The 24,187-nt window shown below is 70.5% G+C and carries 20 protein-coding genes and 1 pseudogene; 13 read left to right on the top strand and 8 right to left on the bottom strand.

Features of this window, described 5'->3' with window-relative positions:
* Nucleotides 1–71 precede the first annotated feature (71 nt).
* Both VS93_RS09395 and pssA read left to right on the top strand, forming a co-directional pair.
* Nucleotides 72–725 (top strand): phosphatidylserine decarboxylase, encoded by a 654-nt coding sequence (locus tag VS93_RS09395; RefSeq protein ID WP_046469578.1) that lies wholly within the window; start codon nucleotides 72–74, stop codon nucleotides 723–725.
* Nucleotides 712–1,548 (top strand): CDP-diacylglycerol--serine O-phosphatidyltransferase, encoded by an 837-nt coding sequence (gene pssA, locus VS93_RS09390; protein ID WP_269082819.1) that lies wholly within the window; start codon nucleotides 712–714, stop codon nucleotides 1,546–1,548. The genes VS93_RS09395 and pssA overlap by 14 nt, the downstream gene beginning before the upstream one ends.
* A 108-nt stretch (nucleotides 1,549–1,656) precedes the next feature.
* Here the strand turns inward: pssA and hemQ are convergent, their stop codons facing one another.
* Together hemQ and hemG are read right to left on the bottom strand one after the other, a co-directional pair.
* Nucleotides 1,657–2,316, bottom strand: a complete 660-nt coding sequence (gene hemQ / locus VS93_RS09385) for a hydrogen peroxide-dependent heme synthase (RefSeq protein WP_082126760.1) — start codon at nucleotides 2,314–2,316, stop codon at nucleotides 1,657–1,659.
* Between the two features lie 65 nt (nucleotides 2,317–2,381).
* Nucleotides 2,382–3,842 (bottom strand): protoporphyrinogen oxidase, encoded by a 1,461-nt coding sequence (gene hemG / locus VS93_RS09380; protein WP_046469575.1) that lies wholly within the window; start codon nucleotides 3,840–3,842, stop codon nucleotides 2,382–2,384.
* A gap of 151 nt (nucleotides 3,843–3,993) precedes the next feature.
* Here hemG and VS93_RS09375 point away from each other — a divergent pair, with 151 nt between their 5' ends.
* Nucleotides 3,994–5,010: a DUF4349 domain-containing protein gene (locus tag VS93_RS09375; protein WP_052745630.1), complete on the top strand. Its 1,017-nt coding sequence runs from the start codon at nucleotides 3,994–3,996 to the stop codon at nucleotides 5,008–5,010.
* Between the two features lie 94 nt (nucleotides 5,011–5,104).
* On the opposite strand, the gene hemE is transcribed toward VS93_RS09375, so the two are convergent.
* Nucleotides 5,105–6,130 carry a uroporphyrinogen decarboxylase gene (hemE, locus tag VS93_RS09370; RefSeq protein ID WP_082126759.1) on the bottom strand — a complete coding sequence of 342 codons (1,026 nt, stop codon included), beginning with the start codon at nucleotides 6,128–6,130 and terminating at the stop codon, nucleotides 5,105–5,107.
* A 352-nt stretch (nucleotides 6,131–6,482) separates the two neighbouring features.
* Between hemE and VS93_RS09365 the strand changes: the two genes are divergently transcribed.
* From VS93_RS09365 to VS93_RS09340, 7 genes are all read left to right on the top strand, one after another.
* Entirely contained in the window at nucleotides 6,483–7,064 is a 582-nt protein-coding gene (locus VS93_RS09365) for a DUF3000 domain-containing protein (protein ID WP_046469611.1), read from the top strand.
* Between the two features lie 73 nt (nucleotides 7,065–7,137).
* On the top strand, nucleotides 7,138–8,406 hold the full coding sequence (locus VS93_RS09360; protein ID WP_046469610.1) for an HRDC domain-containing protein: 1,269 nt from the start codon (nucleotides 7,138–7,140) through the stop codon (nucleotides 8,404–8,406).
* Nucleotides 8,407–8,596: 190 nt separating this feature from the next.
* On the top strand, nucleotides 8,597–8,842 hold the full coding sequence (locus VS93_RS33330; protein ID WP_394298809.1) for a hypothetical protein: 246 nt from the start codon (nucleotides 8,597–8,599) through the stop codon (nucleotides 8,840–8,842).
* Nucleotides 8,843–9,029: 187 nt separating this feature from the next.
* The gene (locus VS93_RS33325) at nucleotides 9,030–9,473 is read left to right on the top strand and encodes a tetratricopeptide repeat protein (protein WP_394298808.1); all 444 of its coding nucleotides are present in this window, start codon (nucleotides 9,030–9,032) and stop codon (nucleotides 9,471–9,473) included.
* A 133-nt stretch (nucleotides 9,474–9,606) separates the two neighbouring features.
* Nucleotides 9,607–10,788, top strand: a complete 1,182-nt coding sequence (locus VS93_RS09350; RefSeq protein ID WP_046469574.1) for a thiolase family protein — start codon at nucleotides 9,607–9,609, stop codon at nucleotides 10,786–10,788.
* 106 nt (nucleotides 10,789–10,894) lie between these two features.
* Entirely contained in the window at nucleotides 10,895–12,997 is a 2,103-nt protein-coding gene (locus VS93_RS09345) for a 3-hydroxyacyl-CoA dehydrogenase NAD-binding domain-containing protein (protein WP_046469573.1), read from the top strand.
* Between the two features lie 73 nt (nucleotides 12,998–13,070).
* Nucleotides 13,071–13,631 (top strand): STM3941 family protein, encoded by a 561-nt coding sequence (locus VS93_RS09340; RefSeq protein WP_046469572.1) that lies wholly within the window; start codon nucleotides 13,071–13,073, stop codon nucleotides 13,629–13,631.
* Between the two features lie 16 nt (nucleotides 13,632–13,647).
* On the opposite strand, the gene VS93_RS09335 is transcribed toward VS93_RS09340, so the two are convergent.
* The 4 genes from VS93_RS09335 to VS93_RS09320 form a co-directional block, all read right to left on the bottom strand.
* The gene (locus VS93_RS09335) at nucleotides 13,648–15,861 is read right to left on the bottom strand and encodes an MMPL family transporter (protein WP_046469571.1); all 2,214 of its coding nucleotides are present in this window, start codon (nucleotides 15,859–15,861) and stop codon (nucleotides 13,648–13,650) included.
* Between the two features lie 262 nt (nucleotides 15,862–16,123).
* The gene (locus tag VS93_RS09330) at nucleotides 16,124–17,458 is read right to left on the bottom strand and encodes an ABC transporter substrate-binding protein (protein WP_046469570.1); all 1,335 of its coding nucleotides are present in this window, start codon (nucleotides 17,456–17,458) and stop codon (nucleotides 16,124–16,126) included.
* Nucleotides 17,459–17,476: 18 nt separating this feature from the next.
* Nucleotides 17,477–18,364, bottom strand: coding sequence for a carbohydrate ABC transporter permease (locus tag VS93_RS09325; protein WP_046469609.1), 888 nt, complete (start codon nucleotides 18,362–18,364; stop codon nucleotides 17,477–17,479).
* A complete protein-coding gene (locus tag VS93_RS09320; RefSeq protein ID WP_236700436.1) occupies nucleotides 18,354–19,304 on the bottom strand; it encodes a carbohydrate ABC transporter permease in 951 nt (316 codons plus the stop codon). Before VS93_RS09320 ends, VS93_RS09325 begins: the two co-directional genes overlap by 11 nt.
* Nucleotides 19,305–19,758: 454 nt before the next feature.
* Here VS93_RS09320 and VS93_RS09315 point away from each other — a divergent pair.
* From VS93_RS09315 to VS93_RS31315, 3 genes and pseudogenes are all read left to right on the top strand, one after another.
* A pseudogene (locus VS93_RS09315) lies at nucleotides 19,759–21,034 on the top strand (Gfo/Idh/MocA family oxidoreductase).
* Nucleotides 21,034–21,792, top strand: coding sequence for a Gfo/Idh/MocA family protein (locus VS93_RS31320; RefSeq protein ID WP_338022708.1), 759 nt, complete (start codon nucleotides 21,034–21,036; stop codon nucleotides 21,790–21,792). The pseudogene VS93_RS09315 and the gene VS93_RS31320 overlap by 1 nt, the downstream one beginning before the upstream one ends.
* Before the next feature lie 2 nt (nucleotides 21,793–21,794).
* Complete coding sequence (locus VS93_RS31315; RefSeq protein ID WP_338022707.1) at nucleotides 21,795–23,033, top strand: DUF6807 domain-containing protein; 1,239 nt, start codon at nucleotides 21,795–21,797, stop codon at nucleotides 23,031–23,033.
* A 96-nt stretch (nucleotides 23,034–23,129) separates the two neighbouring features.
* Here the strand turns inward: VS93_RS31315 and VS93_RS09300 are convergent, their stop codons facing one another.
* A complete protein-coding gene (locus VS93_RS09300; protein ID WP_046469569.1) occupies nucleotides 23,130–24,176 on the bottom strand; it encodes a LacI family DNA-binding transcriptional regulator in 1,047 nt (348 codons plus the stop codon).
* Between the last annotated feature and the right edge of the window lie 11 nt (nucleotides 24,177–24,187).

The following is a 24,187-nucleotide window of genomic DNA, read 5'->3' as shown; positions in this document are numbered from 1 at the left end:
CCCGCGTTCCCACCGTGCCCGCCCGCTCGAAGGTCCACCAGCCATGTAAGGCTCTTCGACGAAAGCTCCCGATGACCGACCACTCATACTCCACCGCCTCGCCCCGGCCGACCGTCCGCATGGCCCGCGGTTCCGCTCCGTGGCTCGTCCCCGCGTTCGCCATCGCCGGCGCCGCGGTCCTCACGGGTCGCGGATCGCGGCTGCGCACCGCTCTGGCCGTGCCCGCGGTCGGGCTGGCGGCCGGTATGGTCTGGTTCTTCCGCGACCCCGATCGCGGCCCGGCCACCGGACGGGTTCTCTCCGCCGCTGACGGTGTCGTGCAGAGCGTCGACGCCCAACCTGACGGCCGCACCCGGGTGGCGGTCTTCATGAACCCGCTCAACGTGCACGTCAACCGTGCGCCACTTGCGGGAACAGTGACCGGGGTAGAGCATCGTCCGGGGGGTTTCCGTCCCGCATTCGACAAGGACAGCGAGCGTAATGAACGCGTCATCTGGACCTTCGAAACCGAGATCGGTGAGATCACGGTCGTTCAAATCGCCGGCGCGATGGTCCGGCGTATCGTCCCGTATCTCACTGCGGGGCAGAAGGTGGAAAAGGGCGAGAGGATCGGGCTCATCCGGTTCGGGTCGCGGGTCGACGTCTACCTTCCGGCCGGGATCGCCCCGGCGGTGGAGACCGGGCAGCAGGTCCGCGCCGGAGAAACCCGCCTTGACGACGACTGACGGGGGCTTCGTGGACCCTGCCCTCGCGAACGCGGGAGAGCCCGTTCCCCGCACCCGGCTTGCGGTGGCCGACTACTTCACCCTCGGCAACGCGCTGTGCGGCTTCATGGCGGTGTGGCAGCTGGCGGCCGCCCAGTCCGCGCAGCTCTCGGCGGGCCTCCAGGGACCGATGGAACGCAACACCGTCGCGACGGCCGTCATCCTGCTGCTGATCGCCGCGGCATGCGACCTTTTCGACGGGCGCGTGGCGCGCAAGCTCGGCGGCAGCGGCATGGGAGCCGAACTGGACAACCTGGCCGACGTGATCAGCTTCGGGTTCGCGCCCGCGTTCTTCGTCGTCGTCTGGGGCACGATGGCCGGCGACGGCGGGGCCGCCCCGATCATCGCGGCGGCGGCCGTGCTGCTCGCTGTGGTGGTGCGCCTGGCGCGCTTCTCCTGCCAGGCACCGGGCGACAGCTACTTCACCGGGCTTCCCAGCCCCTTCGGGGCCATGGCCGTCATCACGATCGTGCTTCTCGACCCTCCCGTCTATCTGGGTGCCGCCGCTGTCCTGGTGATCGCGTGGCTGATGGTCAGCCGTATCGAGTACCCGAAGCCGCGGGGACGGCTGGCCTTCACCGTGCTGGCCTGGATCCTGGGCAGTGTGGCCTGCCTGACCGCGTGGGCGGTCGACGCCCCCGCCGGCACAGCGCTGCTCTACTCCGGGTCGAGCCTGGTGCTGATGCTCGTCCTGGTCATCCCGTTCTACGTCGTCGTGACACGGCGCCACGGCCGGGGCGAGGACGAGGAGGACCTGCCCCTGCCAAGCACGCAGGGCGGCTGAGGCGAAACGAGGAGCCTTGGCGGGCACGGACCGGGCCCGTCCCGCGGGGACGGGCCCGGAAGCGCCCTCACAGCCTTCTCAGTGGGCACACCGCGACGGTCGTGGCCCCTATCTCGGCGCCACGCCGGCGCCCAGCGCCTCCAACAGCTCCGCGGCGCTGTACCGGCGGCCGGTGTAGAACGGAACCTCCAGCCGGGTGTGCCGGCGGGCCTGCGCACCGCGCAGGTGCCGCATCAGGTCGACGATGCGGTGCAGCTCCCCCGCCTCGAAGGCGAGAAGCCACTCGTAGTCGCTGAGCCCGAAGGTGGAGACGGTGTTGGCCCGGACGTCGGCGAACCCGGCGGCCATCTTGCCGTGCTCGGCGAGCATGCTCCGCCGCTCGTCGTCGGGCAGCAGGTACCACTCGTAGGAGCGCACGAACGGGTAGACGCAGAGGTAGTCGCGCGGTTCCTCGCCCGCCAGGAACGCCGGGACGTGGGCGCGGTTGAATTCGGCCGGACGGTGCACGCCCATCGCCGACCACACCGGCTGGGCCGCGCGGCCCAGCCGCGTGCGGCGGAACGAGGAGTAGGTCTCCTGCAGCCTCTCGGGGCTGTGGCTGATCCACCAGAACATCATGTCGGCGTCGGCCCGGAACCCCTGGATGTCGTAGCAGCCGCGGGTCGTGACGCCCTTCTCGGCGCCACCGTCGAACAGCGCGGTGAGCTCGTCCGCGGCGGCGGTCCGCTCGACACCGGAGAGGTCCCCCGCCCTGAACACCGACCACATGGTGTAGCGGATGAGCTGGTTGAGCTCCTCCGGTTCGGGGGTGTCGTGGTTGCGCTCTCCCGTGGTCACGTATGGCTCCCTTGCTTCGTGGATGGTTGACGTGCGCCGCCGGCGGACCGGCTGGGGACGAGCCCGCGGGCGGCCTCGGTGGCTCCGGCGATGCAGGCTGGGATCCCCACACCGTCGTAGGCGGCCCCACACAGCGCGAGGCCGGGTCGGGCGGCGACCGCCGCGCGTGCCCGGGCGACCCGTTGCCGGTGGTCGACCGTGTACTGGGGCAGACCGCCGCCCCACCGGGTGACCCTCTGGTCGGCGGGCGGCCCGGAGACGCCGCAGATACCGCTGAGATCGCCGGCGGCCAGATCGGCCAGATCGGCGTCGGAGCGCTGAAGGACGGCCTCCTCGCCGAACCGCCCGATCGAGCAGCGCACCACGACCAGCTCGGTGTCCGGGTGCGCCGCCCGCAGCTCCGCGGCCAGCCACGGCCACTTGACGCTGCTGAACGTGACGGCCTTGACGGAGCGGTTCTCCCTGGCCGACACCAGGAAACCGCTGCTGGAGGGCGGCCGCGCGAAGGCCGCCGCGGGGTAGGCCAGCGTCACGACGGCCATGCTCGCGTAGTCGATAGCGGACAGCTCGTCGGCCGCCGCGGGGACCACCGGACGCAGTAGCCGGGCGGTCGCGGGCGCGGGGCAGGCCAGCACAACACCGTCGGCGGTGACATGGCGCGGGTCGTTGGCGCGTCCGACGGTGAGCGTCCAGGAGTCGCCGGCGGCGGTGAGCGCGCGGACGGTGGCCGAGGTCTCGATCCGCGCACCGCTCCGCTCGGCCAGCCGGTCGATGAGAGGCGCCAGGCCGCCGCGCAGCGTGGCGAACACCGGGCCCGTCCCGGTCGCCGACGCGGCCTGCTGCGCCTTGGCGGTGCGCACGGCCCTCATCAGCGAGCGCTCCTCGCGCGCAGCAGGGGCGATCTGCGGCAGGGTGGCCTCCAGCGAGAGCCGGTCGGCCCGTCCCGCGTAGACGCCGCCGAGCATCGGCTCCACCAGACGATCGACGACCTCAGGCCCCAAGCGTGCGCCGATGAAACCGCCGACGGAGACATCACCGCTCACCGACGTGCGCGGCCAGACGAGGTCGCGGGCCGCACGCAGGGTGCCCGCCCAGGAGAGCACACCGCTGCGGACCAGGCCGGAGAGACTCCCGGGCACGCCCATCACCTGGCCGTCAGGGAACGAGCGCAGCCGCCCCCTGCTGTAGAGGGCCGCCGGAGCGGGGGCGGGGTACTCGAGCCGATCGTCCAGGCCCAGTTCGGCGATGAGGTCGAGTGCCTCCGGGCGCCGCGTGAGCACCGACTCCGCCCCGGAGTCGACCGGGACCCCCGCCACTGGCGAGACGTCGAGTTTGCCCCCGAGGCGCGGGGCGGCCTCCAACACGGTGACCTCGGCTCCGGCCCTGGTGAGACGGTAGGCGGCGGTCAGCCCGGCCACACCGCCGCCGACCACCGCGACGTGCGGTTTCGTCTGCATGCTTCCAGCTTTCCAGATCCAGCGGAGTACCGCGGCCCACCCCCGTATCAGCGCGCGGGGCCGAGACCGCGCCGCGGCCCCGCCGACCCTCGTGACCAAGGTGTTACTCGCCGGGTGCAACTCGGGTGAACACCGTCACGTCGGAGGGCACGTGGATATCTCAGCACCCCCACGCGGAACGAGCCGCCTGATCGCCGCGGCTGTCACCCCGATCCTGGCAGCACTCCTGCTCGCCGGCTGCTCCAGCACGTCGGAGCAGCAGGCTGTCAGCGACGCGGACGGGGCCGCCCCCGAAAGGGACACGGCCGCCGAGAACGGCCCGGCCGCCCCGGAGGCGGAGGGCGGGGCGGATGGAGATGCCGGTGGAGACGCCGCGGTCGCCGGCTCCGAGGTCGACGCCCGCGAGCGCGCGGTGGTGCACACCGCGGAACTCACCGTGGAGGTCACCGAGGTCGAGGCGGCGGCCGACGACGCCAAGGAGTGGGTCGGCGACGCCGGCGGCCACGTCGCCGCGGAGAACATCGGCACCGAGACCGGGGAGGGGCCGCGCGCGTCGCTCACCCTGAAGATCCCCGCGGACCGCTACGAGGAGGCACTGGACGACCTCGGCGACCTCGGCACGCAGGCCGACCTGCAGCGCAAGGTCGATGACGTCACCGAGGAGGTCGCCGATGTCGACAGCCGGGTGGAGTCGGCGGAGGCGACGCTCGACCGGCTGCGTGAACTGCTCGACGAGGCCGACAGCGTCGAGGACGTCCTGGCCGTGGAGTCCGAGATCAGCAACCGCCAGCAGGAACTGGAGGCGCTGCAGGCCCGGCAGCAGGCGCTGCAGGACAGCACGACGTTCGGCACCGTGAACCTCTCACTGCTGCCGCCGGACTCCTACCTGGCGGAGCAGGAGAGCGATTCGATCGGCTTCACCGGCGGGCTCGTCAGGGGGTGGCGGGCCCTGGCAACGGCGGCCCAAGGCCTGGCGGTCGTCGCCGGCTGGACCCTGCCGTTCCTCGGTGTCGCCGCCGTCGCGGGCGCTCCCGTGGTGCTGTGGCTGCGGCGCCGCGTCTCCGGTCGACCCGCCCCCGCGGCGGAACCGGTGGCCGCGGGCGACGGCGGCACCGGGACGGACAGCGCGGACGGCGGCGACGACCAGCCGCCCTCCCGGGAGGACTGACAGCCGCGGATGCCCCGCTGCGCGGCGGGAGAGGGCGCCTGTCGCGCTCCGGTTCCGCTTCGCCCGCTCTGTTCCGGGCCGCGCCGAGAGCGGCCTACTGCTCGGTCTGCTCGTGCACGAAGTGGGTGAGGCGGGCGAGCATCTCCGGGTCGGTGTTGGGAAGCACACCGTGGCCGAGGTTGAAGATGTGTCCCTCGGCGGCGCGGCCCCGGTCGAGGACGTCGCGGGCGCGTTCGGCGACGGCCTCCCACGGAGCGAAGAGCATCGCCGGGTCGAGGTTGCCCTGCAGCGCCGTGCCCGGCTGGACGCGCTGGGCCGCCTTGTCGAGCGGCACCCGCCAGTCCACGCCCACAACGTCCGCCCCGGCCTCGCTGAGCAGGCCGAGCAGCTCGCCGGTTCCCACGCCGAAGTGGATGCGCGGCACGTCCAGCCCACCCAGCTGTTCGAAGATCCAGGACGTGTGCGGCAGTACCGATGCGCGGTAGTCCTCAGCGCTCAGCGCGCCGACCCAGGAGTCGAACAGCTGCACGGCGCTCGCCCCTGCCTCGATCTGCACCTTGAGGAACTCCAGGGTGATCCTTGACAGGCGCCGCATCAGATCGCCCCAGAGCTCGGGGGCGCCGTACATCAGGGCCTTGGTGTGCTCGTGGTTCTTCGACGGCCCTCCCTCGATCAGGTACGAGGCGAGGGTGAACGGCCCGCCCGCGAAGCCGATGAGCGGCCGCCCGTCGAGTTCCTCGACGAGGCGGCCGACCGCCTCGGTCACATAGGGGACGTCATCGGGTTCGAGCTCGCGCAGCCGCTTGACGGCGTCGGCGTTCCGGATCGGATCGGCTATGACGGGGCCGATCCCGGTCTTGATGTCCAGGTCGAGTCCGATGGCCTTCAGCGGCACGACGATGTCGCTGAAGTAAATGGCGGCATCGACGTCGTAACGGCGGACCGGCTGCATCGTGATCTCGACGATCATGTCGGGCCGCGCGCACGCCTCCAGCATCGGCACGTCAGCGCGGACCTTGCGGTACTCGGGCAGCGATCGTCCGGCCTGGCGCATGAACCACACCGGTGTACGGGACACCGGCAGGCGCCGGCAGGCGCGGAGAAACGGAGATTCTTGCAGTGTCAGGGTCACACCCCGATCGTGCCATGTGTCGGACACCGGTTGGGGGCGAAAGCGTAGCGTGCTGGCCTGCTTCGGCCACCGACGAAGGCTACAGTTGTTCTTCGTACCGACTTCGTCGCAGAGGGAGTCCAGGATCCCCGCAAAACGCCGACACGCCGGAAAAACTCCGCGAGCGCGCCGGTGAATCGTGCCACCGTCGAGGAGTGCCCGTCGCCGTGCACCCGCCCGCATCGGCGGATCCGTCACGTTGGCGGGGTCGCGGTGTCCCGTGCCCGCATTCCACGGACCGGGACGCCAAGGCTTTATGCGCGAAGTGCTCAATTACAAGATTAAGGCTGACGTTTCCATCATGCCCCCTCTCGGTAGGGTCGATGACGCGCCTCCCGCGTTCCGGCGAGCGGTCGAGAGTCTGCGCGCGGCCACGGTCCGCCCCGAGGTCGTGGTCGAGGACATCCCCGCTCCGCAGCGCCTCGCGCCCTACGCCATCGCCATGTCAGCGAGCGTCCACATCGATGACAACGATGTCGCACTGGGCCGGTTGATCGTGCTCTACGATCCGGAGGGGACGCGGGACTGGCCCGGTCCTTTCCGGGTGGTCGCCTATGTGAGCGCCGATCTCGAAGCGGAGATCGCCGGCGATCCGCTGCTGGGGCAGGTCGCCTGGAGTTGGCTGACCGATGCGCTCAGCACGAGGAACGCCGAGCACCACACTCTGAGCGGCACGGTCACGCGGGCGACCACAGAGGGGTTCGCGGCCAAGGCGGACCAGCCCATGACGACCGAGCTGGAGCTGCGGGCCTCCTGGTCACCGACCTCGGAGGACCTGTCCGGACACATGGAGGCGTGGCTCGCGCTGCTGTCCTCCGCCGCGGGCCTGCCGCCGGTCGATGTCGCCGACATCTCGCAGCACCGCCAGCGCACCGGTGACTGAGGGCCGGGCTCTGCGCATGCACTTTACGCCCCGGAAGCACATGCCCGGTGTCCGAAGCGCATACCGTGGTGCCGTGGCGAACGTGCTGAACTCCAAGACAGATGACCCAGAGCCCGGAGCTCCGCGGGACCATGCGGGCAAGGAGGCCCCTCTGCTGAGCGCGCCTCGCGAGGGGGTGCCGCCGGTCGTCTCCGACGAGGCGCACCTGGCCCGCGTGGTCGAAACGTTCGGGAGCGCGGCGGGCCCGGTCGCGGTCGATGCCGAACGCGCGTCGGGGTACCGCTACGGTCAGCGCGCCTACCTGGTCCAGCTACGCCGCGCCGGCGCCGGATCGGCCCTGATCGACCCGGTCGCCTGCCCGGACCTGACCGATCTCGACGCCGCCTTCGCCGGCGCCGAGATGGTGTTGCACGCCGCGCACCAGGACCTGCCCTGCCTGAGCGAGCTCCATCTGCGCCCGGACCGGCTGTTCGACACCGAGCTGGCCGGCCGGCTGCTCGGTTACCAGCGCGTGGGCCTGGGCTCCATGGCCGAGCGCGTCCTCGGGCTGCGGCTGGCCAAGGAGCACTCGGCGGTGGACTGGTCCACCCGGCCGCTTCCGGAGGACTGGCTCTGTTATGCGGCACTGGACGTGGAGATCCTGATCGACCTGCGCGACGCGCTCGAGGCCGAGCTGGACGAGGCCGAGAAGCTGGAGTGGGCGCGCGAGGAGTTCGCCGCTGTGCTGGCCACCCCGCCCAAGGAGCCGCGCCCCGATCCGTGGCGGCGCACCTCGGGAATCCACAAGGTGCGCAACCAGCGCGCGCTCGGAGCGGTCCGGGAGATATGGCTGGAGCGCGACCGCATCGCCCGGGAGCGCGACATGTCACCGGGTCGGGTGCTGCCGGACTCCGGGATCGTCGAGGCCGCGACGGCCATGCCGCGGACGGCGCAGGAACTCGCCGCGATCAAGCCGTTCAGTATGCGGCTGGCCCGCCGCTACGTCCCGGTGTGGATCAAGGCGATCGACCGGGTGCGCGACATGCCCGTCCCCGAGCTCCCCCAGCCCAGCGTGCCGGGTGACGGCCCCCCGCCCACCAACCGCTGGGCCGACCGGGACCCGGAGGCCGCGAGCCGCCTGGAGGCGGCCCGGGAGACCGTGAGCGCGATCGCGGAGCGTGTCGCCATGCCCACCGAGAACCTGCTGCAGCCCGACGCCGTGCGCCGGCTGGCGTGGGCACCTCCATCGACGATCACCACCGACGCCGTCGCCGAGCACCTCCGTGACAACAACGTCCGGGAATGGCAGGTCGCGCTAACCGCGGAGGCCCTGGGCGAGGCTCTGCACACGGCGCACGGGTAATCTGGGGCCGCTCCAAACCCCCACCGGCTCATAAATCGTACAAGTGGCGTATTTCACGCGGATCGCACACGCGCCGCGGACACGTTCACCCCCATGGAACGGTTTATGTTATGGAATCGTGCTGATATTGATACGGGAGGGCAGGAGCCCGCGGAGTGGGGCACCCGGTCGCGCAGGGACGGTGAATCCGATGTCGGTGTGGCGGACACTGCTGCGCAAAAGCGGCCTGTGGACCGCCGACACGGAGGACGAAGTACGCCACCGCCCGACGGACGGGGCCGGGCACGGGGAGACGCCGGCCATGCGCGCCGCGGCTCTGGAACGGATCCTGCAGGAGAGCATCGAGGCGCGCGGCTCGACGGACCCGCGCAGTATCACCGCCCGCAACAACCTGGCGAGCAAGTACGCCAGATCGGCCGGCGCTCGGCGGCCATAGCCCAGTTCGAGTTGGTGCTGACCGACGCTGCGGCGACTTTCGGCGACGACCACCCGCAGACGGACGTCATCCGGGAGAACCTCGCCTGGAGCTATGAGGACGCGGGCCGCTACGACGACGCTCCGGGCAGTGGGAGAGCCTGCTGCGCCACCGGGATAAGAACCTGGGGTCCACAGCGGGCGACACAGTGGCGGCGCGTACCCGGCTGGCGCAGTGCTACCGCAGGAGCAACCGGCCCGACGCCGCGATCGCGCACTTCGAGCAGGCCCTGGAAGACTCCGCGGCACCGGAGGAGCGGGAGAACCTGCGCATCGGCCTCAGCATGGCGTTCGCCTCGGCAGGCCGGTACAACGACACCGTCCAGCAGTTGCGCATCGTGCTCGCCCAGCGCCAGCGCCGCCTGGGCTCCCGTCACCACGACACACTGGTGATCCACCACCGACTCGGCCGCACCTGCACCCAGGCCGGGCAGGTATCCGAGGCGGTGGAGACGCTCCAGGCGGCCTACCGCGGCGGCCTGGCCGCCGCAGGCGATCCTGAGATCCGGGTGCTCACCATGAAGATGCGCCGCGACCTCGCCGGCGCGCTGAGCGCCGCGGGTCGGCACCGCGACGCGGCGGCGCTGTTCTGACTCTTCGGACCCCGTGCTCCGCGGCACTTCGACGCTTTCTCCGGCTCGGCCCCACCGGGCTCGCGGCACTAGTTACTGGCGAGTAGCATGGAGGGGTCAAGCTAGCTATCCGCTGGAGAAGGAGGGGGCAATCGTGCCGCGAACTGCCCGCGATGTCGTGTTTGTCGACGGGGCGCGGACCCCGTTCGGCAAGGCCGGCAAGGGCCTCTACGCCGAGACGCGCGCCGATGACCTCGTGGTCCGGGTCATCCGTGAGCTGCTGCGCCGCAATCCCGGCCTGCCGCCGGCGCGCATCGACGAGGTCGCCATCGCCGCCACCACCCAGATCGGCGACCAGGGGCTGACGATCGGCCGCAGCGCCGCCCTCTTGGCCGGCCTGCCGCGCAGCGTGCCCGGTTACGCGATCGACCGCATGTGCGCCGGCGCGATGACCGCTGTGACCACCACCAGCGCCAGCATCTCCTTCGGCGCCTACGACGTCGTCATCGCGGGCGGTGTCGAGCACATGGGCCGGCACCCGATGGGCGAGGGCGTCGACCCCAACCCGCGCTTCCTCTCCGAGCAGCTCGTGGACCCCTCCGCCCTGGTCATGGGCAACACCGCGGAGAACCTGCACGACCGCTTCCCCAGCATCACCAAGGAGCGCGCCGACGCGTTCGCGGTGCGCAGCCAGGAGAAGGTCGCCAAGGCCTACGCCGACGGCAAGATCCAGGAGGACCTGGTGGAGATGCTGGTGCGCTCCACCGAGGAGGGCTACGGCCTGGCCACCGCGGACGAACCGCCGCGCCCCGGCACCACGTTGGAATCGCTGGCCGGGCTGAAAACCCCGTTCCGCCCGCACGGCAACGTCACCCCGGGCAACGCCGCCGGTCTGAACGACGGCGCCACCGGTGCCCTCATCGCGGCCGAGGACACCGCCGCCGAGCTCGGCCTTGAGGCCCGGATGCGCCTGGTGGACTTCTCCTTCGCCGGTGTGGAGCCGGAGGTCATGGGGGTCGGCCCGGTTCCCGCCACCGAGAAGCTGCTCGAACGCCAGGGCCTCACCATGGACGACATCGGCCTCGTCGAGATCAACGAGGCGTTCGCCGTTCAGGTACTGGCCTTCCTGGAGCACTTCGGGATCGCCGACGACGACGAGCGCGTCAACCCGTGGGGCGGCGCGATTGCGCTGGGGCACCCGCTGGCCTCCTCCGGTGTTCGACTGATGACCCAGCTCTCCCGGCACTTCGCCGAGCGGCCCGACGTCCGCTACGGCATCACGACCATGTGCGTGGGCATGGGAATGGGCGGGACCGTTCTCTGGGAGCGGGTGTGACGCCGCGTGCGGTCGCGGCGGCCGCGACATCGAAGTCCGGGCTCCCGGCCGGCCGCGCAGTGGGCGCGATGGGCGCAGCGAACACGAACTGGGAAGGAACGCCAAGTTGAGCACCCCGACCGATGCTCCCCAACCGTCAGCGGAGTTGTTCGCCGACGAGGTCGTCACCAAGGCCTTCGCGCGCGACGTGGAACTCCCGTACGGCGCGGGCACCGCTGTCCTGATCACCCTGGACAACGGGCACGACCACACGAAACCCAACACGTTCGGCCCCGGCGGGCTGACCAGTCTCAGCGAGGCCATCGACGCCGCCGCGGCGCGCACCGACATCGCCGCCGTGGCCGTCACCGGCAAGCCCTTCATCTTCGCGGTCGGCGCCGACCTCACCGGTGTACCGAGGATCGAGAACCACGAGCAGGCGCACACGATCGGCAAGCTGGGCCACGACGCCTTCCGCAAACTCGGCGAGCTCAGCGTGCCCACGTTCGCGCTCGTCAACGGCGCGGCCATGGGCGGTGGCGTCGAGGTCGCGCTGCACTGCACGTACCGCACCATCTCCTCCGGCGTTCCGGCGTTCGCGCTGCCGGAGACCTTCCTGGGGCTGGTTCCGGGCTGGGGCGGCACCTACCTGCTGCCCAACCTCATCGGTGCTGAGCAGGCGCTCAAGCTCATCATCGACAACCCGCTGGCCCAGAACAAGACGATCAAGGGTCCGCAGGTGTACAAGATGGGCATCGCCGACGCGATGTTCGAGCCGGCCGACTTCGTCGAGGAGTCCCTGCGCTGGGCGGCCAGGGTCGTCAACGGCGACATCTCCGTGCGGCGGCCGGAGGTCGACAAGGAGGAGGCCTGGACCCAGGCGGTGAACAACGCCCGGTTCCAGGTCGAGGGCAAGCTGCGCGGCGCCGCACCGGCCCCGGTGCGCGCGCTGGAACTGGTCGACAAGGCCCGCCACCGCACTCGCGACGAGGGTTTCGCCGCCGAGGATGACGCCCTCGCCGATCTGATCATGTCCGACCAGCTCAAGGCTGGGCTGTATGCCTTCGACCTGACCCAGAAGCGCGCCCGCAGGCCCGCCGGCGCTCCCGGCAAGGAACTGGCCCGCCCGGTCACCAAGGTCGGCGTCGCCGGCGCGGGGCTCATGGCCGGCCAGCTCGCCCTGCTGTTCGCTCGGCGCCTGGAGGTCCCGGTCGTGCTGACCGACCTGGACCAGGACCGCCTGGACAAGGGGGTCGCCTACGTCCACGGCGAGGTCGACAAGCTGCTCGCCAAGGGCCGGGTGTCCGCTGACAAGGCCGGCCGGCTCAAGAGCCTGGTGGCGGGATCGCTGAGCAAGGACGCCTTCTTTGACGCCGACTTCGTCATCGAGGCGGTCTTCGAGAAGATGGAGATCAAGCAGCGGGTCTTCGCCGAGGTCGAGGAGGTCGTCTCGCCCGAGGCGGTCCTGGCGACCAACACCTCCTCGCTGTCCATCACCGAGATGGCGAGCAAGCTGCGCCACCCCGAGCGCGTGGTCGGTTTCCACTTCTTCAACCCCGTCGCCGTTCTCCCACTGCTGGAGATCATCCGCGGCGAGAAGACCGACGACGCCACCCTCGCCACGGCCTTCAGCACCGCGAAGACCCTGAAGAAAAGCGCGGTGCTGTGCAAGGACGCCCCGGCGTTCGTGGTCAACCGGCTGCTCACGCTGTTCATGGGCGAAGTGCTGAGCGCGGTCGCGGAGGGGACCGAGCCCGAGGTCGCCGACCGCGCCGTGGCCCCGCTCGGCCTGCCGATGTCTCCGCTGATGCTGTTGCAGCTCGTCGGCCCGGCCGTCGCGCTGCACGTCTCGGAGACGCTCAACGCCGCCTTCCCGGAACGGTTCCGTATCTCAGAACAGCAGCGCACGCTGGTCGAATCCGGTAAGACGGAGCTCTTCGGCCCGGACTTCCAGCTCGACCCCGAGATCAAGGAGATGTTCTCCGGCGGCGACAACCCGTCGACCGAGGAGCAGATCCTGAACCGCGCGCTGGAGGCGCTGGCCCGCGAGATCAGGATCATGCTCGACGAGGGCGTGGTGGCCGAGCCCGCCGACATCGACCTGTGCCTGATCACCGGCGCCGGGTGGCCGTTCCACCTCGGCGGGATCACCCCGTACCTGGACAGGAGCGGGGTCTCCCAGAAGGTGAACGGGACTCTTTTCCACCCTGACGGCCCGAAGGCGGTCTAGTCGGCGGATTTTTCAACGCGACTCGGCTCCGGGCCGGTGAGGCCCGGAGCCGCAGCCGTTCTATGGTTGGAATATGGCAGGGGCAGCCGGACCGTTCACCGTCACCCACCGGTTCCAGATGACCTGGAACGGGGTGTGGCTGTTCATAGCCTGCCTGGTCTTCTCGGTCGCCGGGATCGCGCTGATCGTGCGCGGCGAGGCCAGGGGCGACGCACTGCTCGGACTGGTGGCGCTCCTGTTGTTCGGCGGGGGCGGCCTGCTGTCCGCCGCTCCCCTCCTCTCCCGCCGCCCCGTGCTGGTGCTGGACGGGGCGGGGGTGCGCCTGGTCGCCCCGTGGCCGCGCCCGTCCTCCGAGGACGTCTTCCTGCCCTGGGAGGACGTCGAACTCATCCGGGCGGCCACCCAGGTGGTCCTGCGCCGCGGCGACCCCATGCTGCTGCATCATCTGGTGTTCGTCCCGCGCGGCGAGGCCGAGCGCCCCTTCCACCCGCCGGCGCCGTGGGAGCCCCCTTACTCCGTGCGAATCCGCTCGACCTGGGACCGCGCCGTCGAGGAGATCGTCGCCGAGGCCCGCAGGCACCGGCCCGGGCTGGCCTTCGACGACCGCAGGCTCCCGCGGGCGCGCTCCGCGTGAGTCGCGCCGGAGCGCTTCAGCCCATTGGCGCGACCTGCCGCTCCTCCCTCGGGCTCGGCGCGGCGCCGTTCTCCTCCCCCGAGGCCGCCTCCTCGCCTTCGGTGATGCCGAGCCGGTCGTGCAGCCTGCGCAGCGGACCGGGGAGCCACCAGTTGGCGGGGCCGAGTAGCCGCATCGCGGCGGGAACGAGGATCGCGCGCACCAGTGTCGCGTCCACCGCGACCGCCACGGCCAGGCCGATCCCGGTGATCTGGAGGAACAGCAGGTCCGACAGCCCCATTGTCGCGAGTACCACAACGAGCAGCAGCGCCGCGCTGGTGATGATGCTCCCGGTCCGTTGCAGGCCCGCCGCGACCGACCGCGCGTTGTCCCCGGTACGCAGGTACTCCTCGCGCACCCGGCTGAGCAGGAAGAGCTCGTAGTCCATCGCGAGCCCGAACGCCACGATGAGGATCAGGACGGGATAGGTGGGGTCGATCGTTCCCACCGCGTCGAAGCCCAGGACCGGCGCCAGGTGCCCCTCCTGGAAACCCCAGATCACGACGCCGAGGGAGGCGCCGAGGGACAGAAACCCCATCAGCACCGCCTTCAGCGGCAGCAGCACCGAGCCGAACGCGAGGAAGAGCAGCACGAAGGTCACAGCGGTGACGAAGACCAGTGTCGCCGGTATGGCGTCGACGATGGCGTCGACGTTATCGGTCTGCTGAGCCGCCATGCCACCCACCAGGACCTCGTCGGCGCCGCTGGGAACCGGCTGATCGCGTATGCCGCGCACGAGGTCGCCGGTCGCCCGGTCGTCGACCTCGCCCTCGTAGGCCACCGTGATGTGCGCGGTTCCGTCGCCGGTGCGCGCCACGGCCGCGTCCTCCACACCGTCGAGGTCCGCGAGGTCCGCGGTGTAGTCCTCCAGTGCCCCGGTACTGACGTCGCCGGTCACCGCGACGTTCAGCCGGCCGATACCGCCGGCCGGGAAGTCCTCCTTCAGCGATTCGGTGGCGATCCGGCTGTCCGCGTCCTCAGGCAGGTAGCGGTGGTCGGTCGAGCCCAGGTCGCTCTGGAGAAGCGCCGAGGCGAACACCATGAGCGTCGCCCCGACCACGAGCAGGTAGAGCACGGGCCGCCGCATGACATGGCGTGCGAACCGCGCCCAGGGGCCGGTCCGGGCGGCGGCGGTCCCGGTGAGCGTCCGCCGGGCGAACGGCAGCGGCAGCGCGTCGATCCGGCGGCCGATGACCGACAGCAGCGCCGGCAGCACCACGATCGCTGCGAGGATATCGAACAGCACGACCGCGATCCCGCCGAACCCGATCGAGCGCATGATCGGCTGCGGGAAGAACAGCAGCCCGGCGAAGGCGATCATCACGGTGACACCGGAGAAGGCGACGGTGCGCCCCGCTGTGGCCAGCGTGCGCTGCAGCGCCGCCCCGATGTCGCCGCCCCGGGCGAGCTCCTCCCTGTACCGGCTCACGATGAACAGGCCGTAGTCGATGGCCAGCCCGAGGCCCAGGATGGTGGCGACGTTGATCGCGAACACCGAGACCTCGGTGGTGTAGGCGAGGGCGCGCAGCACCGTCAGGGAGCCGAGAATCGCCAGACCGCCGACGGCGAGGGGCATCAGCGCGGCCGTCACCCCGCGGAAGATCGCCACGAGCAGCACGAGCAGCAGCGGCAGCGAGAGCAGTTCGGCGCGGATGACGTCGCCCTCGGCCTTCTCCGACAGCTCCGCCTCCAGCGGGATCGGGCCGCCGAGATAGCTGTCCATCTGGCCGGCGGTGAGGTCGTCCTCGATCTCCTCGAAGGCGGCCAGGCGTTCCTCCTTGCCGTCGCCTTCCAGGGTGATCGGGACGTAGGTGGCCTTGCGGTCCTCCGAGATGAGCACACCCCGTTCGCGATCGGTCAGCCCGTCGTCGAGGTAGCTGGTGACCGAGGTGACCTTCTCCTCCGGCAGGTCGTCGAGCATCTGCTGGACGGAGAAGGCGAACATCTGGTTGTCGATCTCCAGTTCGAGGCTCCGGTAGACCGCGATGACATCGGCGTCGTCGTGACCGAGCTCCTCCTCCAGGAGTTCGCCCGCCCGGGTGGACTCGGCACCGGGGTCCTCGAAACCGCCGTCGCTGACCGTCGCGAAGACGCCGGTGCCCCATACCGCCGCGAAAGCGACGAAGAGCGCGCTCGCCGCCAGTACCCAGGCACGCGCACGATGGCTGAACAGGCCGAGGCTCGCGAACATGGGACCGCCCTCGCATTATGGTGGCGTGAAAGAAACGGCGCCGTGCCGGGCGCGCGGGACCGCGCCGCCGACAGGCGCGGATACAGCGTAAACTAAAGCGCACTGTGTTCACACACGTCAATGTGACGTGACGCATGCCCGGCCACGGCGCACGCTCCCGGGGCGCCGGAGGAAGCCGCGGGGTGTGCCGGGTACGGCCCGAAACAGCACGCCGCCCCGCGCGGGGGCACGCGGGGCGGCGGGTACTCCGAGGAGCGGCGGATCAACCGCCGATCGTGGCCTTCACCTCCTCTGTGAAGGTCTCGGCCGCCTCCTCGGGGGTGATGGATCCGTGCAGGACGTCCTCGTTGACCCGCTTGACGATGTCGACGACCTCGCCCGCTCCCTGGGGCGGCGCCGGGTCGGCGGGCTGGACGTCATCGGCGATCTCCTCCAGGAACTCCGCGCCCTTGGCGTCGCCCTCCGAGAGCTCGTCCTTGATCTCGTCCCGGAGCGTGAGGTTGGCGGGCAGGCCCCGGTCGGCGAGGATGAGCTCCGCGGCTTCGCTGTCGTTGACCAGGAAGTCCACGAATGTCGCCGCCTCCTCCGGGTGGTCGGTGTCGGAGGAGATCGTGTAGTACATGGCCGGCTTGAAGAACGTCCCCGGCTGCTCGTTCTCGCTCTCCCCGGGCCAGCGCAGCAGTTCCAGTCCGCGGTCCGCGGTCTCGGAGAGGTCCCCGACCTGGTTCGACCAGAATCCGGCCATCGCCCCGCTGTTGGTGGCCACCACCGACTGGTCGGGGCCGCCTGCGTTGATCTCGATACTCTCGGCGGCGCTGTGCTCCCCGCCGCCCTCACGGGCCTCCGCGGAGTATTCCCACCACTCGGCGAGGGTCGAGTCGGAGTAGCCGACCGTCCCGTCCTCGGTGTAGAGCGATTCGCCGTGCTGGCGGGCGAAGATCTCGAAGCTGGCGGTGTTGAAGCCGTAGTTCTGCGCGCCGACGACCTCGCCGTCCGTCCCCTCCGATATCTCGATCGTCGTGTCGACGTAGTCGTCCCAGGTCCATGTCTCGTCGTCGGGCATGTCGACCCCGGCCTCCTCGAACGCCTCGGGGTCGGCGACCAGCGCGAAGGCGTTGACACCACTGGGAACGGCGAACTGACCGCCCTCAAGCTCCCCGGTGGGCAGCACGAGCTCGTCAATCTCGGAGAGGTCCAGCTGGTCGCCGTACTCACTGAGGTCCAGCAGCGCGTTGCGGCCGGCGTAGTCGCGCAGGTACTGCTGGTCGTGCTGGATGATGTCGGGAGCGTCCCCTGCGGCGCTGCTGGTCGCCAGCCGGTCCCAGTAGGAGTCCCAGTCGGTGTAGTCGGGCTGGATCGCGATGTCCGGGTGCTTGGCCTCGAAGCGTTCGATGACCTCCTGGGTGACCGCGTGCCGCTCGTCAGCTCCCCACCAGGAGAAGCGCAGCTGCACTGTCCCGTCGTCGCTGCCGCCGCCTCCGCAGCCGGAGACCGCCATGGTCAGCGCGGCCAGCACCGCCACCGGGGCGGCGGGCCGGAGGGACCTCCGCCGCGATCGGCGGCCGACCCGTGGGGTGTTGGGGGATTCAGATCGCATTTCGCAGGGTCCTTTCGGTTATTTGATGCCGGTTGTTGCGATGCCTTTGACCAGGTAGCGCTGCCCGGCCAGGAAGAACCCGAAGATCGGCCCCAGCGCTACGGCCGACATCGCGAAGAGCGGCCCCCACGAGGTCTGGCTCGTCGAGTCGACGAACGTGCGCAGGGCGACGGGGACGGTGTACATGTCCGGGTCCGTGAGGAAGATCAGCTGGCCGAAGAAGTCGTTCCAGGTCCAGATGAAGGTGAAGATCGCCGTGGTGGCCAGGGCGGGCATGGACAACGGCAGGATGATCCGCAGGAAGATCCGCGCGTGCCCGCAGCCGTCGATCCGCGCGGCCTCGTCCAGGTCCCGAGGCAGGCCGCGGATGAACTGCACCATCAGAAAGACGAAGAAGGCGTCGGTGGCCAGCAGCTTGGGGACGATCAGCGGGTAGAAGGTGTTGATCCAGTCCAGTCCCGCGAACAGGATGTACTGCGGGACGATCACCACGTGGATCGGGAGCATGATCGTCATCAGCATGATCGCGAAGAAGAGCTTCTTCCCGCGGAACTCCAGGCGGGCGAACGCGTAGGCGGCCATGGAGCAGGCCAGCAGGTTGCCCACGACGGCCCCGGCGACCACGATCAGCGAGTTGATCATGTAGTGGTGGAAGGGATGCTGCAGGGCGGTCCAGCCGTCGCTGTAGTTGCTCGGGGTGAAGGTGGAGGGGATCAGGCCGGGCTCGCGGAAGATCTCCTCGGTCGGCTTGAACGAGCTGGAGACCATCCACAGCAGCGGGTAGAGCATGACCAGCCCGAACCCGATCAGCCCGGCGTGAATGAGCGCCCGGCGCAGGTGTCCGCGCGGTGTGGTGCGCACGTCGCCGGCAGTGGACGGCGTGGAGCGCCGTGAATCAGTCACCATAGAAAACCCAGTACTTTGCCGCGAAGAAGTTCACCGCGGTGAACCCCGCGATGATCAGCAGGAGCAGCCACGCCATCGCCGACGCGTAGCCCATATCGAATGAGCCGAACCCCTGCTGGTAGAGGTAGAGCGTGTAGAACAAGGTGGAATCGGACGGACCGCCCGAGCCCGAGCTGACGATGAAGGCCTGGGTGAAGGTCTGGAAGGCGTTGATCATCTGCAGCACCAGGTTGAAGAAGATGATCGGCGTCAGCAGCGGGAGGGTGATCGTCCAGAACCGACGGACGGGGCTCGCTCCGTCGACGCTGGCCGCCTCGTAGTACATCGCGGGAAGCTGACGCAGGCCCGCGAGGAAGATGACCATGGGCGCGCCGAACGTCCAGACGTTCAGCACGATCAGAGTGCCGAGCGCGTAGTCGGGGTGGGAGACCCAGCCTTCGCCCTGGATCCCGAAGAAGGCCAGCACCTGGTTGATCAGGCCGTTGGCCCCGAACACGCGACGCCAGAGGATGGCGATGGCCACGCTGGCGCCCAGTAGCGAGGGCAGGTAGTAGACCGATCGGTAGATCGGCAGGCCGCGGACGCCCCGGTCCAGGACCATGGCCAGCGCGAGCGCCATCGCCAGTTGGAGGGGGACCGAGACGAAGACGTAGGTGAAGGTCACCTTGAGCGCGCTGTGCAACCGCGCGTCGCCGAGCATCTCCCGGTAGTTGTCCAGACCGACCCACTGCGGGTCCCCGATCAGGCTGTAGTCGGTGAAGGAGAAGTACAGCGACGCCAGGATCGGGCCGATGGTGATGCAGAACAGCCCTAGGAACCAGGGAGCGAGGAAGGCATAGGCGGCCAGGGAGTCCCGGCGCCTGATGGATCTGTTGTGTACGGGGGCGGCGGACTCGGTGTCGGCGGCCCCGGTTCTGTCTCGCCGCAGCAGCATGGTCACGCTCGCCGTCCGCCGCGGGGAAGGGGCGCCGTGGCACCTGCGGGTGGGGACATCGTGGGGAACCACCGATCTGTTCGAGGTCGTTCGGCGCGCTCGATGGTGCTGACTGTGCGGAACGCCACGTCCGCGTCAACAGCACCTTCCTTGGTAAGCGCTATCCAAAGGGTACAATCAGGCTTTTTAACAGCGCGCAAGCAGAGGTGTCAACGGCACGAAACCCTGTTGTGACCCAGGCCAGGCCCCCAAATGCCCTGGTATGGGTACTCATGGGCCATTCGGTGCAGGTAAAACCTGGTCCACACCCTCGGTAAGCGCACTCCCCGAACCCTCCCCCCGCCTCTACCCAAAGCCTGGGTAAGCGCTTACCATTCGGTGTGTGACCACTTCATCCTTCTCTCCAGCACCTGACCCCGCGACCACGGACACCCCCGAAACGGCGAAGCGCCGGTTCGCCATCGTCGGCACCGGATCCCGCGCCCGGCTCTACACCAAAGCCCTGACCGGGACGCACGCCCATCACGGGAACCTGGTCGCGCTGTGCGACTCCAGCCGGACACGGATGCAGGCCCACAACGCACTCATCACCCAGGCCGGATACCCCTCGGTTCCCACCTACTCCCCCGACGCCTTCGCCCGGATGCTCGAAGCGGAGAAGGTCGACGAGGTCATCTGCTGCACGGTCGACCGCACGCACGCCGACTACATCGAGGCGGCGCTGCGGGCCGGCCGGGATGTGATCACCGAGAAGCCGATGACCGCCGACCTGGAGGCTGCCGCCGCATCCACGCCGCCCAACAGAGCTCGACGGGCCGGGTCACCGTCGGTTTCAACTACCGCTACAACCCCGTTCACCAGCGGGTACGCGAGCTGGTCGCCGAAGGGGCCATCGGCGACGTCGGGTCGGTGCACTTCGAATGGCTGCTCGACCTGCGGCACGGCGCCGACTACTTCCGCCGCTGGCACCGCGACAAGCACCAGTCGGGCGGGCTGCTGGTGCACAAGGCCAGCCACCACTTCGACCTGGTCAACTGGTGGACCGGCGCCCGGCCCGAAGAGGTGTTCGCCTGGGGCGACCTGTTCTTCTACGGCGAAGAGAACGGACGCCGGCGCGGCCTGGCCCGCGACTACGAGCGAAGCCACGGCGCCACCTCGGCGGAGGCGGACCCCTTCGCGGTGCACCTGGACGACAGCCCCGACATGCGAGCGCTGTATCTGGACGCCGAGCATGAGGACGGCTACCGGCGCGACCTCAATGTCTTCGGCCCCGGTATCACGATCGAGGACGACATGTCGGCGCTGGTACGCTACGACTCCGGTGCCAAGCTCAGCTACCACCTCGTGGCCTACTCCCCCTGGGAGGCTACCGGGTCGCCATCACCGGCAGCCGGGGCCGGCTGGAACTCGACGTCACGGAGTTCCCCGACACCACATCGAGCACGGCGGGCCGCACACCGGTGCGCGGCATGCCCCCCACCAAGGAGGAGACCACGGCGGCGCTGCTGCTGCGCCGGCACTGGAAGCCGGCCGAGGACATCCCCGTCGCCACGGGACCGGGCAGCCACGGCGGGGGCGATGCGCGGATGCTCGAAGCGCTGCTGGGAGGCTTCGACGACGACACCCGCGCCGACCACGAGGACGGCAGCGACGCGCTCCTGACCGGGCTGGCCGCGAACGCGTCCATCGCATCAGGGCGTCCCGAGCGGATCTCGGACCTTCTGGAGCGCGGGTGATGGCCGTCCCGGTCGTGGTGGCCGGGGTCAACGGGCACGGGCGGTCGCATCTGGCCGAGCTGCGCCGGCTGGGCGAGCAGGGCCGGGCACGGCTGGTCGGTATCTGCGACCTGGTCCCTCCGGACCAGGAGCTCTCGACGGGGCTCGGGGCGGTGGAGTACGACCGTGACCTCGGCGCGCTGCTGAAGCGCACCGGTGCCGAGGTCACCCTCGTGGCGACTCCGATCCACACCCACCTGCCGCTGGCCCGTACGGCGCTTGAGCACGGGTCGCACCTGTTCCTGGAGAAGCCGCCCACCGCGTCCCTGGCCGAGTTCGAGGAGCTCCGCGCGGCTCTGCGGGCGCACGGCGCGGCCTGCCAGGTCGGGTTCCAGAGTCTGGGGTCCTCGGCGGTGCCCGCCGCACGGGAGCTGATCGCCGAAGGCACGATCGGCGATGTGCGCGGGATCTCCGGAAAAGGGAGGTGGGTACGTACGACGGCCTACTACAAACGCTCCGTGTGGGCAGGGCGGCGGCGTATGGACGGCCACGATGTGGTCGACGGGGCACTGACCAACCCCTTCGCCCATATGGTGGCCACCGCCCTGGCCCTGGCCGGGGCCGGGGAGCTCCCGCCGCCGATATCGAGGTCGAGCTGTTCCGCGCCCACGAGATCGAGAGCGACGACACCTCGTGCCTGCGCCTGCGCACCGCGACGGGTCTCCCGATCAGCATCGCGGCCACGCTGTGCGCGGCCGAGAACTCGACCCCGGAGCTGATCGTGCACGGCACAGCGGGCAGGCTCACGGTGGCCTACAAGACCGACACCCTCACCCTGGAGCGTCCCGGCCGGGCACCGGTCAGCACCGTGCACCCCTGCACCGGCCTGCTGGAGAACCTGGTCGCGCACCTGCGCTCGGATGCTCCACTGCTGTGCCCGCCGGACTCGGTCACCGGCTTCATGTCCGTTATGGAAGCGGTGCGCCTCGCTCCCGAGCCGCGCCCCATCCCGCCCGCCGACCAGAGCGTCCTCTCCGACGAGAACGGTATCCGGCGGGTCGTCACCGGGGTGGAGGAGGCGGTGGCGGCCAGCGCCGAGCATGTGGCCCTGTACTCCGAACTCGGTGTTCCCTGGGCCGCCCGACGAGCACTGCGCGCTGCCGAGGACGCCGGCGGTGCGGCCCTCGCGGTGCACAGGGACGGGGCCGGGATCGATCCGAAGCTGTCGCCCCGCCCCTACCTGCATCCGGTGCGCACCTTCGCCGGGGCCACGGTGACCGAGGAGATGCCCGACGACCACCTGCACCATCTGGGGGCCGGTGTCGCCGTCGCCGACGTGTCCGGGGTGAGCTTCTGGGGCGGGCGCACGTTCACGCGCGACCGCGGCTCGGTGCTGCTGCCCAACCACGGCCGCCAGGAGCACGTCGCGTGGCTGGGCGACGAGGACGGCCTGCTCGTCGAGGAACTCTCCTGGCTCTCTCCCAAGGGCGCGGAACTGATCCGCGAGGAGCGGACGGCGGCGAGGATCGACGTCGAGGCCGGCACCTGGGCGCTGGAACTCGCCACCCGGCTCCGCAACACAAGCGGTGAGGAACTGGTCATCGGCTCTCAGGCGACCAATGGGCGCCCCGGGGCCGGTTACGGGGGCTTCTTCTGGCGGGCGCCCGTCTCCGAAACGGTGCCGCACTGCTTCGGCCCGGGACTCGACGGCGAACACGCCCTGCACGGATCCACTGCGGAGTGGCTGGCGATGGCCGGAAGCTCTCCCCGCGGGGAGCCCTGGACGTTGTGCTTTCTGCAGTCCGGCCCGGTGCGCGATCCGTGGTTCCTGCGCGCGGCGGAGTATCCGGGGGTCGGGACCGCCCTGGCCTGGGACCGGCCGCTGCCGGTCCCTGCCGGCCAGGAGGTCCGCCGTCGCCTCGTCGTACTGGTGAGCGACGGCGTCCTCGCCCCCGAGGCGGTGGCCGGGCTGGTCGACCGGTTCCGGCCGCTCCTTTCCGAACCGGGGCCCGCCTGCTGACCCGGCCTCCCCGGCGAGGCGAACCGGCCGGGTGCCGGGGAGGCGGCGGGCGGCTCCCCCGGCCGGGCCCGGCGCGCGCCTGCCACCGAAGGACGGTCACCCGCGGTAGGCGGCCGTGGAGCCCCGGACGATCAGCTCCGGAGCGAACCGCAGGCGTTCGTGCCGGTGTCCGGTCTCGTTGAGCTCCGACAGGAGCAGCCGCATGGCGGCCCGGCCGATCTCGTACTTGGGCTGGGCCACCGTTGTGAGACCGGGGTGGAGCAGACCGGCGAACCCGACATCGTCGTAGCCCACGACCGACAGGTCCTGGGGGACGCCGAGCCCCCGCCCGCCGAGCCCTTTGAGCACCCCGAGGGCGAGCTGGTCGTTGGCGCAGAACACCGCCTGGGGCCGCCGTTTCGGCCCGCCGGCCAGGAGCTCTTCCACCGCCTTCTCCCCGGACTCGGCGTTGAGCTGCTCGGTGAAGACCGGGCGGACCGCCCCGTCGGGGTCGATGCCGGCCTCTTCCAGGGCGGCGCGCAGGCCCGCCAGGCGGGCGCGGCACTGTTCCAGCCGCGAAGGACCGCTGAGATAGATCACGCGCTCGTGTCCAAGGCCGACCAGGTGCCGCCCGGCGGCCATCCCGCCCGCGTGGTTGTCGACGGCCACGCTGCAGGCGACATCGGCTCCGACGTCGCCGCGGTCCAGCAGTACCCACGGCACGCCCTGCTTCCGCAGCCAGAGAAGATCGTCGACACCCCCGTCGACGGGCATGACGACCGCGCCGGCCGCCCGCTGCTCGGCGAGCAGCCGCACGGAGCGCTGCTGGCGGTCCTGCCGTTCCGCGGAGTTGAGCAGGACCACCGCCAGTCCCTCCTCGCTCGCCACGTCCTCGACACCGCGCGCCACCTCGGTGAAGAAGGGGTTGGTGACGTCCAGGACGAGTAGGCCCACGGAGTCGCTCCGGCCGGATCGGAGGCTGCGCCCCCAGGAGTTGGGCACGTAGTCGAGCTCCCGGACGGCCTGTTCGACGCGCCGCCGCGTGGGCTCGGCGACCCGTTCCGGGCGGTTCAGCACATTGGAGACCGTTCCGGGTGACACCCCCGCCCGGGCCGCGACGTCACTGATACCGACGGACCGGCTGTCGTCTTCACTCTCGGGCAACGGCGTCACTC

Source organism: Allosalinactinospora lopnorensis, from assembly GCF_000981225.1.
Classification (GTDB): Bacteria; Actinomycetota; Actinomycetes; order Streptosporangiales; family Streptosporangiaceae; genus Allosalinactinospora; species Allosalinactinospora lopnorensis.
The sequence above is the reverse complement of the archived record's forward strand: the minus strand, read 5'-3'. Positions and strand labels throughout refer to the sequence as shown.